At 60.2% G+C, this 11,841-nt stretch carries 9 protein-coding genes and 1 tRNA gene; 4 read left to right on the top strand and 6 right to left on the bottom strand.

Translation table 11 applies throughout. From position 1 onward, the window contains the following. The first annotated feature begins 94 nt into the window (after positions 1-94). Entirely contained in the window at positions 95-520 is a 426-nt protein-coding gene (locus BM026_RS03345) for a VOC family protein (RefSeq protein ID WP_093120837.1), read from the top strand. Between the two features lie 45 nt (positions 521-565). On the opposite strand, the gene BM026_RS03350 is transcribed toward BM026_RS03345, so the two are convergent. The 5 genes from BM026_RS03350 to rpsU all read right to left on the bottom strand — a co-directional run bounded on the left by BM026_RS03350 (position 566) and on the right by rpsU (position 9,076). Beyond that, a tRNA-Ile gene (locus BM026_RS03350) sits at positions 566-642 on the bottom strand. Between the two features lie 16 nt (positions 643-658). Further along, positions 659-4,402 (bottom strand): EAL domain-containing protein, encoded by a 3,744-nt coding sequence (locus tag BM026_RS03355; protein ID WP_093514170.1) that lies wholly within the window; start codon positions 4,400-4,402, stop codon positions 659-661. A 121-nt stretch (positions 4,403-4,523) separates the two neighbouring features. Further along, positions 4,524-6,374: an RNA polymerase sigma factor RpoD gene (gene rpoD / locus BM026_RS03360; RefSeq protein WP_071490246.1), complete on the bottom strand. Its 1,851-nt coding sequence runs from the start codon at positions 6,372-6,374 to the stop codon at positions 4,524-4,526. A 67-nt stretch (positions 6,375-6,441) separates the two neighbouring features. After that, positions 6,442-8,415, bottom strand: a complete 1,974-nt coding sequence (gene dnaG / locus BM026_RS03365; RefSeq protein ID WP_071490245.1) for a DNA primase — start codon at positions 8,413-8,415, stop codon at positions 6,442-6,444. Positions 8,416-8,860: 445 nt separating this feature from the next. After that, positions 8,861-9,076, bottom strand: coding sequence for a 30S ribosomal protein S21 (gene rpsU / locus BM026_RS03370; RefSeq protein ID WP_002551877.1), 216 nt, complete (start codon positions 9,074-9,076; stop codon positions 8,861-8,863). 202 nt (positions 9,077-9,278) lie between these two features. On the opposite strand from rpsU, the gene tsaD reads away from it, so the two are divergent. Next, positions 9,279-10,304 (top strand): tRNA (adenosine(37)-N6)-threonylcarbamoyltransferase complex transferase subunit TsaD, encoded by a 1,026-nt coding sequence (tsaD, locus tag BM026_RS03375; protein WP_092242291.1) that lies wholly within the window; start codon positions 9,279-9,281, stop codon positions 10,302-10,304. Between the two features lie 24 nt (positions 10,305-10,328). On the opposite strand, the gene plsY is transcribed toward tsaD, so the two are convergent. Next, positions 10,329-10,898, bottom strand: a complete 570-nt coding sequence (plsY, locus tag BM026_RS03380; protein WP_092242293.1) for a glycerol-3-phosphate 1-O-acyltransferase PlsY — start codon at positions 10,896-10,898, stop codon at positions 10,329-10,331. Positions 10,899-10,972: 74 nt separating this feature from the next. Between plsY and folB the strand changes: the two genes are divergently transcribed. Both folB and folK read left to right on the top strand, forming a co-directional pair. Next, positions 10,973-11,326, top strand: a complete 354-nt coding sequence (gene folB, locus BM026_RS03385) for a dihydroneopterin aldolase (RefSeq protein WP_071490243.1) — start codon at positions 10,973-10,975, stop codon at positions 11,324-11,326. Continuing rightward, the gene (folK, locus tag BM026_RS03390) at positions 11,317-11,835 is read left to right on the top strand and encodes a 2-amino-4-hydroxy-6-hydroxymethyldihydropteridine diphosphokinase (protein ID WP_071490242.1); all 519 of its coding nucleotides are present in this window, start codon (positions 11,317-11,319) and stop codon (positions 11,833-11,835) included. Before folB ends, folK begins: the two co-directional genes overlap by 10 nt. Positions 11,836-11,841: the final 6 nt, after the last annotated feature.

Below are 11,841 nucleotides of genomic sequence, written 5' to 3' on the forward strand. Positions count from 1 at the left end.
AAATAATTTGAGCTCGGCGCAAAAACTATCGTCTTTTCATCGTCAGGAGCAAGGCTAAACTCGTGGGACTTAATGCCCACAGAGGTTTGACCTGATGACACTCGCACCTTTTCACCTGGCAATTCCGGTATACGACCTCGCCGCTGCGCGGCATTTCTACGGTGAAGTCTTTGGCCTTGAAGAGGGGCGTTCCAGCGAACACTGGGTAGATTTCAACTTCTTCGGGCATCAGTTGGTCATTCACGAACACCCGAAAACCGCCTCCCAGGAGTTAGCCCACACCAACGCAGTCGACGGCCACAACGTACCCGTGCCGCATTTTGGCGTGGTGCTGGGCTGGGAAGATTGGCACGCCTTGGCGCAGCGGCTGCAGGCCAGGGAAACTCGGTTTGTGCTGGAACCACATATTCGGTTCAAGGGGCAGGTGGGGGAGCAGGCGACGTTGTTTCTGTTTGATCCGTGTGGGAACGCGCTGGAGTTCAAGGCGTTCAAGGATATTGGGCAGTTGTTTGCGAAGTGAGGCGGCCAGACACACGAAAGCCGCGCAATGCGCGGCTTTCTTGTTTGGTGGGCCCAGTAGGACTTGAACCTACGACCAATGGATTATGAGTCCACTGCTCTAACCAACTGAGCTATAGGCCCTGTAACAGGTCGCGGATTATAACGATGGTTTCCCCGCTGTGCCATCCGAAAAATCCTCAATGCTTATACGAAGAAACGTAGCAGCAAAAAGCTCCGGCGGTAGCGGCAGGCTGACGATGTAGCCTTGCATCTGTTCGCAGCCTTCCGCAGCGAGGAAGGCCTGCTGTGCGGGGTTCTCCACGCCTTCGGCGATGATGGTGAATTGCATGCTGTGGCCCAGGGCGATGATGGCGCGCACAATGGCGGCGTCGTGGGGGTCGTCGGGCAGGCCGCGGACGAAGGATTGGTCGATCTTCAGGTAATCCAGGGGCAGGCGCTTGAGGTAGCTGAGGGAGGAGTAGCCGGTACCGAAGTCATCGATTGCCAGTTGTACGCCGAGGTCTTTGAGTTGGTGCAGCACCTCCAGCGCTTCTTCGGCCTGGCTCATGATGAAGTTTTCGGTGATCTCCAGTTGCAGGCAGCCCGGGTCGAGTCGGTAGTCGCGCAATAGCTGTTCGATGCGCGCCAGCAAGCCGGGGTGACGCAGTTGGGCGCCGGCCAGGTTCACCGACAGTGGGCCGAACTCGTCGAAGGTGCCTTGCCAGGTGTGCAGTTGTCGGCAGGCCTGTTCCAGCACCCAATCACCGATCTGCAGGATCATGCCGTTCTCTTCGGCGAGGGCGATGAAGTGTTCGGGCGGTACGTCGCCAAACGTGGGGTGATGCCAGCGGATCAATGCTTCGGCACCGATCAGTTCCTGGGTGATCAGGCTCCGTTTCGGCTGGTAGTACAGGGTCAGTTCGTTGCGCTCGATGGCGCGGCGCAGTTCATGTTCCAGCGCCACGCGCTCGTTGGCCTGGGCGGTGAGGTCGCGGGTGTAGCTTTCGACCCGGTTGCGCCCCTTGGCCTTGGAGCGATACATCGCGGCGTCGGCATTCTTGACCAGGGTGGCGACGTCGGTGCCGTCCTGCGGGTATAGGCTGGTGCCGATGCTGGCGCTGATAAAGAACTCGTGCTCGCCGGCCTGGAACGGCGGTGTAAAGCAGGCCAACAGCTTATTCGCCAGGTATTCGGCGTCACTCGCGTGTTGCAGGCCTGGGAGCAGGATGATGAATTCGTCGCCGCCCAAGCGTGCCACGGTGTCGATGTCGCGCAGTTGCTCCTTGAGGCGGACGGCGATGTCTTTGAGCAGCAGGTCGCCGATCGGGTGGCCGAGGCTGTCGTTGATGTGTTTGAAGCGGTCCAGGTCAAGAAACAGCACGGCGCCCTGTTTGCCGGTTTCCTGGTGACCGTTGAGGGCGGCCTGCAGTCGGCTTTCGAACAGCGTGCGGTTGGGCAGGCCGGTCAATGGGTCGTGATGCGCCTGGTAGTCGAGACGGGCCTGGGCCAGTTTGAGGCTGGAGATGTCGGCGAACACCGCGACGAAGTGCGTGATCAACTGGTCGCGGTTGCGCACGGCACTGATGGTCAGCCAACTGGGGTACAACTCGCCGTTCTTGCGACGGTTGGAAATCTCGCCTTGCCAATGCCCCTGGGCGGTCAATTGATGCCACATCGCCGCATAAAACGCGCTGTCATGCAGCCCGGAAGCGAGTAAGCGCGGGGTATTGCCGAGGGCTTCGGCCTCGCTGTAGCCGGTGATTTCACTGAAGGCACGGTTGACGGCGCTGATGTTCTGCCGGGTGTCGGTGATCAACACCCCTTCGGCTGTGCTCTCGAACACGGTGGCAGCTTGTTGCAGTTTTTCCTGCATCAGTTGGCGTTCGGTGATGTCTCGGGCGATGGTCAGCATGCAGTCGTCATCGCCAATCGGCAGTGGGCGGCTGGATAGCTCGCACAGGCGAATCTGACCATCGCTGCGGCGTATGTGGCAGATGAAGTCGCGCACAAAGCCATCGCGCTGCATCAGTTCGAGCATGTGTTTGCGTTCGTTGAGGTCGACCCAGATGCCCAGGTCCAAGGTGGACTGATCGACGGAGGCGGCGCTGTTGAAACCTGTGATCCGGCTGAAACCATCGTTCACTTCTATCAGCAGGCCATCGCGCTGGCGGCTCAACAGCAAGCCGTCGGGGGAGGCGTGGAAGGCCTTGGCGAATTTCTCCTCGGAGGTTTGCAGCTGTTGCTGGGTTTCCTTGAGTTGGGTGATGTCGCGCACCACCACCACGATGGCCTCTGTAGTGTCGAGTTGAAACGGCTCGGCGGAAATCAGCCCGGTGAAGGCTTGGCCATTGCTGCGCAGAAAGGGCATTTCCAGGTTGCGGATGCTGGTGGTCTGCAACCGCTGCAGCAGATCGGGGCCTGCGCCCTGGATGCCCCAGATGTTCAGCTCGGTAGCGGTTTTACCCACGACCTGTTCGGCTGTCAGCCCGACCTGGTCCTCGAACGCTTTGTTCACCTCCAGCAGGCAGCCGTCGGACAGCCGTGCAATCACCAGGATGTCCGGGCATTGCTGGAACACCGAGGCGAACTTCTGCTCAGACAGTTGCAGGGCCTCTTCGGTGCGCTTTGCCTCACTGATGTCGATCATCAAGCCGCGCAGCACGGGCTCATGGCCGTGCTCGATCAGGCTGACGATGTCACGCACCCACAAGCAACGGTTGTCGGCGGTGATGACCCGGTAATCAACGCTGTGGTCACGGTTGGCGCGGGTTTCGCGTTGGCAGTAGGATTCGGTGCGAATCAGGTCGGCGGGGTGAATGATGTTGCGCCAGAAGCCCGGAATCAGCCAGTGGGCCCGTGGGTAACCCAACAGTTCCTCAGCGTGGGGTGATACATAGCTGTAGGTGAAGTCGGTGACGCTGGCTTCCCAGGCAATCGCGGACAAGCTCTCCACCAGGCCGCGATAGTGGTACTCGCTGCTGCGCAGTTCCTGTTCGAGGGCTACGCGGCGGGAGATTTCCGAACTGAGCCGGCGATTGATCCGGATTACCACGGCCAGTACGGTGCTCAGCAGCAACACGGCGGGCAGGCCGTAAGTCAGCAAGTCGGTCCAGAAGGTGCGATGGTCGGTAAAGCTGCCGACCCAATGTTGCTGGATCGCGTCGGTTTCCTGCGGGCTAAGGTCGGCCAGTACCTTGTCGAGGATGCCCACCAGCATTTTGTTGTCGCGTGGTACGCCCATCGCCAACTGATAGCGGTAAGGCGTTTCGCCGCTGACGTACAAACCGTCGAGCTTGAGTTGGCGCAGGCTCCAGACGCTTGAGGCGAGGTCGCCGACGACCGCATCCACTTCGTCCGTGGCCAAGGCTTGCAGCGTCGAACTCACATTCGGCATGGCCACCAGGTTGAGGTCGGGATGGTGCGTGCGTAGCAGTTCATGGGGCGCGTAGTTTTCCACCACGGCAATCTTCAGCCCGTAGAGATCCTTCAGATTGCGCGGTTTGGCCCCGCCTTCGTGGGCCAGGATGACGATGGGGAAGTCGAGGTACGGGCGAGTGAACGCCATGTAGCCTTGGCGTTCGGGTGTGGACATGATGCCGGGCAGCAGGTCGAGCTGGTTGTTGCGGGCCAGCTCCAGTACCGCGCTCCAGTTCACCGGTTCGATCAGCTTGACCCGTATGCCCAGGCGATCCTGGATCAGGCGCACGTAATCCGCCGCCAAACCTTGGTAGCGACCTTCTTCGTCACGGTACTCAAAGGGTGGCCATGACGCGTCCACCCCCAGGCGCAGCTCCTGATGGTCCGCCAACCAGCCACGCTCATCATCAGTGAGAGTCAACGCGCCAGCCGTTGCGGTCCAGGTCAGCAGCGACAGCAGTAACACAGTCGGCAATCTGGGCATAACGGTCTCGTTATGGCACGGGGAATGTTTCGAGTGTAGACGGGCATTGCGGGGGAGGGGCGTTGCGAGGGATTTTATCTATACAAAACAAAACCCCCGGCCTGGGCCGGGGGTTCTGGTGTCACTCGTCGAGGAAGGAGCGCAGATGCTCGCTTCGCGTCGGGTGGCGCAACTTGCGCAGCGCCTTGGCTTCGATCTGACGGATCCGCTCGCGGGTCACGTCAAACTGCTTACCGACTTCCTCAAGGGTGTGGTCGGTATTCATGTCGATGCCGAAACGCATGCGCAGTACCTTGGCTTCACGGGCAGTGAGGCCGGACAGTACGTCGCGAGTCGCTTCTTTAAGACTCTCAACGGTGGCGACATCGATTGGCGACTGCATGGTCGAGTCTTCGATGAAGTCACCCAAGTGGGAGTCTTCGTCATCACCGATCGGGGTTTCCATGGAGATCGGCTCTTTAGCGATCTTCAATACCTTGCGGATTTTATCCTCAGGCATTTCCATGCGTTCGCCCAGCTCTTCCGGGGTCGGTTCGCGACCCATTTCCTGCAACATTTGCCGGGAAATACGGTTGAGCTTGTTGATCGTCTCGATCATGTGCACCGGAATACGGATGGTGCGGGCCTGGTCGGCAATCGAGCGAGTGATTGCCTGACGGATCCACCAGGTGGCATAAGTCGAGAACTTGTAGCCGCGACGGTATTCGAACTTGTCCACAGCCTTCATCAAGCCGATGTTGCCTTCCTGGATCAGGTCGAGGAATTGCAGGCCACGGTTGGTGTACTTCTTGGCGATGGAGATCACCAGACGCAGGTTGGCTTCAACCATCTCTTTCTTCGCGCGGCGGGCCTTGGCCTCGCCGATCGACATGCGCCGGTTGATGTCCTTGATCTCGGCGATCGTCAGACCGGTTTCGGTCTCAAGCGCAGTCAGCTTCTGCTGGCAACGGATGATGTCCGGCTGCAGGCGACCAATGGCTTCAGCGTATTTCGCCTTGCCTTTGGCCAGTGCGTCGGTCCAGCTTTCGTCTACTTCGTTGCCCGGGAACTGGCGCAGGAAGTCGGCACGCGGCATGCGGGCATCACGCACACACAGTTGCATGATTGCGCGCTCTTGGGCACGCAGACGCTCCAGGGCACTGCGAACACGCTCAACCAGGCCTTCGAATTGCTTCGGCACCAGCTTGATCGGCATGAACAGCTCTGCCAGGGCCACCAGCTCGGCAATTGCCTGCTTGTTGGCGCGACCGTGCTTTTTCAGGGCCTTGCGGGTGATTTCCATTTGATCGGAAACCGCACCGAAACGCTGGGCAGCGATGATCGGGTCCGGACCGCTTTCGACTTCGTCTTCATCGTCGCCGCTGGCTTCAGCGTCGTCGTCTTCGGAGTCGTCGTCCGCTTTCGCAGCCTTGGCATCGACAGGCGGCGGTACTTCGGCGGCAGGCGGCGCAATGCCGTCATCCGGGTCGATATAGCCGCTCAGGACGTCGGACAGGCGACCACCTTCGGTGGTGACGCGGGTGTACTCGGAGAGAATGTGGTCAACCGTGCCTGGGAAGTGCGCGATTGCGCCCATCACTTCACGGATACCCTCTTCGATACGCTTGGCGATTTCGATTTCGCCTTCGCGTGTCAGCAGCTCGACGGTACCCATTTCACGCATATACATGCGCACAGGGTCGGTGGTACGACCGATATCGGTCTCCACAGCAGCCAGCGCGGCAGCCGCTTCTTCTGCGGCAGCCTCGTCGGTATCGGCGTCCGCCAGCATAAGGGAATCCTTATCTGGCGCAGCTTCGAATACGTTGATCCCCATGTCGTTAATCATGCGGATGATGTCTTCCACCTGCTCTGGATCTGAAATATCCTCAGGCAGGTGGTCGTTGACCTCCGCGTAAGTCAGGTAACCCTGCTCACGACCGAGAACGATCAACTCTTTGATACGTGACTGCTGTTGCGCTTTTCCGGACATAACACCCTATCCACTGAAGGTCTTGGCGGGCAAAAAACAAGCCGAGGATTATACCCGAGCTATGACCTCACACGCCAGCTGAGGTCGGGTTTGATGCGGAAACATTCTGTTTTAAGAGGTCGCGCATCTGTTTTGCTATCTGAATTTGCTCTTCAGCCGACAATCCCGGCTGCCTTGCTCTCTTGATGAGTTCATCGAGGGTCTGCGTGTGCTGACCCGCAGATAACCTAGTAATGGTGTCTAAAAACTGTTGTTCAAGGTTGTCACCGTCAATTAGCCACTCCTTTTCCGCGAGCGCTTTGAGCAAGCGGCCTTGTTCGGTGCCATGCCAGCGAGCCATCAATTGAATTGAGTTTAGCTTAGGATTTTTCTGTACCGCCTCGATCAGGGCGATCAGTACCTGGGCGTAGGTGTTGCTCTCGTTGGCAAAGTGATCGGCGCTCTCGACCTTCTCCGCCAGATGCGGGTGGTGGATGAGCGTGCGCAGGGCAATCAACGTCGGCGCTTCCACGGCAACCGGGGTGCGCGGGGCGTAGGCCTCATCGCCGTCACCGCGCTTGCCGTTCTTGCTCCAGGGTTTCTTGTCCCATTTCTTGCCGCCGGCACCGGGTTTCTTCGGCGTCCATTCCTGTTGGGGCGCGTAGGCCTCCTGGGGTTGGTGGAAGTCGGAGTAGTCCGGCATGGCGTCGTAATCCATGCCTGGGTCGTAGGCCGGTGGCGCTGCGTCATGCGGTGCGTTATGCACCAGCTGGCTGACGGCTTCGCCACTGAGCCCGGTGATTTCCAGCAGACGCATGCGCATCAGGGACTTCAGGTTGGCGCCTGGGACCTTATCGATCAACGGTGCCGCGAGGGTAGCCATGTGGGCCTTGCCTTCGAGGGAACGTGGGTCTGCTTCTTCGGTCAGTTGCTGGAAGAAGTAGTCGGCCAACGGCTGCGCATGTTGATTGATGCGCGCGCGAAATGCGTCGGTGCCTTCGGAGCGCACCAGGGTGTCCGGGTCTTCGCCTTCGGGCAGGAACAGGAAGCGCGCACGGCGTCCATCCTGCAGGCTCGACAGCGTGGCTTCGAGCGCGCGCCATGCGGCATTGCGGCCAGCCTGGTCGCCGTCGAAGCAGAACAGCACGCTGGGCACCACGCGAAACAGGCGTTTCATGTGTTCTTCGCTGGTGGCGGTGCCCAGGGTGGCGACCGCGTTGCGCAAGCCTTGTTGGGCGAGCGCAATTACGTCCATATAGCCTTCAACCACGATGATCTCGTCGAGGTTGCGGTTGTTCTTGCGCGCCTCGAACAGGCCGTAGAGTTCCTGGCCTTTGTGGAACACCGGGGTTTCCGGGGAGTTCAGGTACTTGGGCTTGTCGTCTCCCAGCACCCGGCCACCAAAGGCGATGATGCGGCCCCGGCTGTCGCGGATCGGGAACATCACGCGGTCGCGGAAGCGGTCATAGCGTTTGCCAGTCTCGGCGTTCTCCACCAGCAGGCCGGCGTCGATCATGGCCTTTTGCTGGAGGGTGTCACTGCTCAGGTGCTTGTACAGGTTGTCCCAGCCGGGCGGGGCGAACCCCAGGCCGAAGTCGCGGGCGATTTCGCCGGTGAGGCCGCGTCCCTTGAGGTAGTCGACGGCGGCCTTGCGCTGCGGATGGCTTTTAAGCGCCTGACGGTAGAAGTCGGCAGCGGCGGTCAGCAGCGGGTACAGCGGCGAATCGGTGGGTTGCCGCGGTTTGTGCGGGCGGCCGCTTTCTTCGCGAGGGATTTCCATGCCGGCGGCTTTTGCCAGTTCCTCGACGGCCTGGGGGAAGTCCAGGTTGTCGTGGTCCATGATGAAGCCGAGGGCATTGCCGCCCGCGCCGCAGCCAAAGCAGTAGTAGAACTGCTTGTCCGGGCTGACGCTGAACGACGGAGTCTTTTCCTTATGGAACGGGCAGCAAGCGGTGTAGTTCTTGCCGGCCTTCTTCATTTGCACGCGCGAGCTGACCACATCGACGATGTCGGTGCGGTTCAGAAGGTCGTCAATAAAGCTCTGGGGAATCAGCCCGGCCATGGCGTTCTCGTCATCACTGCGTGTAAATGAGGGCCCGTGAGGTGTTCAAGCGCGCGTATCGAGTGCTCGAGCATCCAGCGACTGCATGGGGTGTACGGAAGTGTATCTGCCGAATATTCACTGACGTTAGTTTCTGATCAGTCTTCGGTGTGGAAATGTTGCCCCGGCGCCCGGTCTTGGCCGGTGACGGGCCTCGGAAACGCCTCGTTGGGCGCAGTCGACACGGTTGGTCGGCTGTTTACAGAATGAGTGTGCTCGTCAGTAGCCTTGATAGGCTCGTCAGAAGAGACGTGCACCGCTGGCAAAAGAGCCAGTCCTGACGTGTGAAGCAGTTGTCTCGGTCGCATGTGCGGCGTCAACGGTGAAGCATCAAGCGATATCCGCAAATGCCATTAGCCCGGCTGAGGGCCGGGCTTGGCAGAAGCTTGCTACGAACGTCTGTGTATTAGTACAGACGAACGGCGCGGCGCTGTTCGCGCTGAACTTTCTTGGCGTGACGCTTAACAGCGGCTGCTGCTTTACGCTTACGCTCAGAAGTTGGCTTCTCGTAAAATTCGCGGCTACGAACTTCAGCCAGTACACCGGCTTTTTCGCAGGAGCGCTTGAAACGACGCAGAGCTACGTCGAAGGGTTCGTTCTCTTTAACTTTGACGGCTGGCATCCAGAGCTACCTTCTTTCATTACCGGGATCAACGTTCTCGTCGCAAAAAATTCGCGGCTGAGGTCGTCGGTTTTTAAGGGTTGCGGATGTTAACCCCTCATTGCCCGGAATGCAAAGCCTCTGATCGAAAACCGCTAGTCGGGAGGGGGAGTGGCGACTATTATGCGCGCCTTCGAATTCAGCCTCTACAAGGCGCAAACCCATGCTAGTACTGGGACTTGAAACCTCCTGCGACGAAACCGGTGTCGCACTTTACGACAGTGAACGCGGGCTCCTGGCCGATGCGCTGTTCAGCCAGATCGACCTGCACCGTGCCTATGGCGGCGTGGTGCCGGAGCTGGCCAGCCGTGATCACGTCAAGCGCATGCTGCCCCTGATCCGCCAGGTGCTGGACGAGGCCGGCTGCGTGCCGACCGAGATCGACGCTATCGCCTACACGGCCGGCCCCGGATTGGTCGGGGCCCTGCTGGTTGGGGCCTCTTGCGCTCAGGCGCTGGCGTTTGCCTGGGGCATTCCGGCGCTCGGCGTGCACCATATGGAAGGCCATTTGTTGGCTCCGATGCTGGAGAAAACCCCGCCACAGTTCCCGTTCGTCGCTTTGTTGGTTTCGGGCGGCCATACGCAGTTGGTTCAGGTGGATGGCATCGGCCAATACACCCTTCTGGGTGAATCCCTGGATGACGCCGCCGGTGAAGCGTTCGACAAGACCGCGAAGATGATGGGCCTCAATTATCCGGGTGGCCCGGAAATCGCACGCCTCGCTGAAAAAGGCGTGGCCGGCCGCTACACCTTCCCGCGTCCGATGTGTGATCGCCCAGGCCTGATGTTCAGCTTCAGCGGCTTGAAAACCTCCGCGCTGAACACCTGGCAGCAGAGCGTCAGCGCCGGGGACGACAGTGAGCAAGCCCGTTGCGACATCGCGCTGGCGTTCCAGCAGGCCGTGGTGGAGACTTTGACCATCAAGTGCAAGCGCGCCCTGAAACAGGCGGGCATGAAGCGCCTGGTGATCGCCGGCGGCGTCAGTGCCAACAAGGCTTTGCGCACTTCGCTGGAAAAAATGCTCAGCGATATGAAGGGCGATGTGTTCTACGCACGTCCGGAGTTCTGCACCGACAACGGCGCGATGATCGCCTACGCCGGTTGCCAGCGCCTGCAGGCCGGGCAGCATGAAAGCTTGGCGATCAGCGTGCAGGCGCGCTGGCCGATGGAGCAGTTGTCGCCGCTGTAACACCGCAACCCGAATTGACGGTATTTAAAAATGCCGTTCGCGCCCGGCAAACAGGTCGCGTAAATTGCCACGGTGGCGCCAGACGATCAGCAGTGTCAGCACGCTCATCGGCAGCAGCGCCGCCGGTTCTTGCCAGGCCAGTAGCGGCAGGGTGAGCGGGGTGGCGATCAGTGCGGCGAGTGAGCTGGTGCGGGTCAGGTAGAACGTCAACAGCCAGGCGAGTACAGCCAGTAACGCTGCGGGTGGGTAGATCCCCAGCAACATGCCGGCCGCCGTGGCGACGCCTTTGCCGCCACGAAAGCGGAAGTACAGGGGAAACAGATGGCCCAGGACCGCGCAGACGCCGATCCAGGCCTGTTGTTGCAGGGGCAGGCCGGCTAGGCTGGCGATCAGCACGGGCAACAAGCCCTTGCACAGGTCGCCCAGTAGCGTCAGTACGGCGAGTTTCTTGCCGGCCAGGCGCAACATATTGGTGGCGCCGGCATTGCCTGAGCCACTCATTCGCGGATCGGGGGTTCCCGTCAGGCGGCTGAGCAAAATGGCGAAGGACAGCGAGCCGAGCAGGTAGGCGAAGATCGCCAGTGACCAAAACATGCTAACTATTCCGGGCGAGGACGCCCTGATTCTAACGGGGCATCGCGCCCTTGTCGTGCTGCGGAGAAGAGTGCTTGGACAGAGTGTTTATCGAAGGCCTGGAAGTCGATACCGTCATCGGGGCCTACGACTGGGAGCGCGGAATCCGCCAATGCCTGCGCCTGGACCTGAGCTTTGCCTGGGACAACCGCCCGGCCGCGGCCGGTGACGACCTGACCCTTGCGCTGGATTACGCCAGCGTGTCCGCGCGCATCCAGGCCTTTGCCGAGCAATCCCAGTACCAACTGGTGGAAACCTTTGCCGAACGCCTCGCGCAAGTGTTGATGAATGAATTCCAGATTCCCTGGCTGCACCTCAAGCTGACCAAGCCTGGTGCCGTGCCGGCTGCCAAAGGCGTGGGCGTGGAGATCGAGCGCGGATGTCGCTAACTCAGGTTTACCTTGGCCTAGGCAGCAATATCGAGCGCGAGTCTCACCTGTGCGCCGGCTTGGATGCGCTGGCGAGTTTCTTGACCGATATGCGTTGCTCTGCGGTGTTCGAAAGCCAGCCGGTGGGCATCAAGAGTGGGCCGTTCTTCAATCTGGTGGTGTCGGCGTATACCGATCTGCCGTTGATGGAACTGGACCGCCGGTTGAAATTCATCGAGGCCGACAACGGTCGTTATGCGCCGGACCGCAAAGGGCTGCCGTTGGATATCGACGTGTTGTTGTATGGCGATCTGGTGGGCAATTTCGATGGTTTGGTTTTGCCGCGTGCGGAAATCCTGAAAAACGCCTTTGTGTTGTGGCCGCTATCGCTGATGGCGCCGGAACGCGTGCATCCTGAGGTGGGCAAGACGCTGGCCGATTTGTGGCGCGATACGCAGATCGACCAAGTGCTGGCGCCTGTCGCGTTTGAATGGCAGGGCCGACAACTGACGCCGGGCGCTCTCCTGTAGGAGCCG

Origin of the sequence: Pseudomonas sp. NFPP24 (genome assembly GCF_900112095.1) — a bacterium.
GTDB classification, from domain to species: domain Bacteria; phylum Pseudomonadota; class Gammaproteobacteria; order Pseudomonadales; family Pseudomonadaceae; genus Aquipseudomonas; species Aquipseudomonas extremorientalis.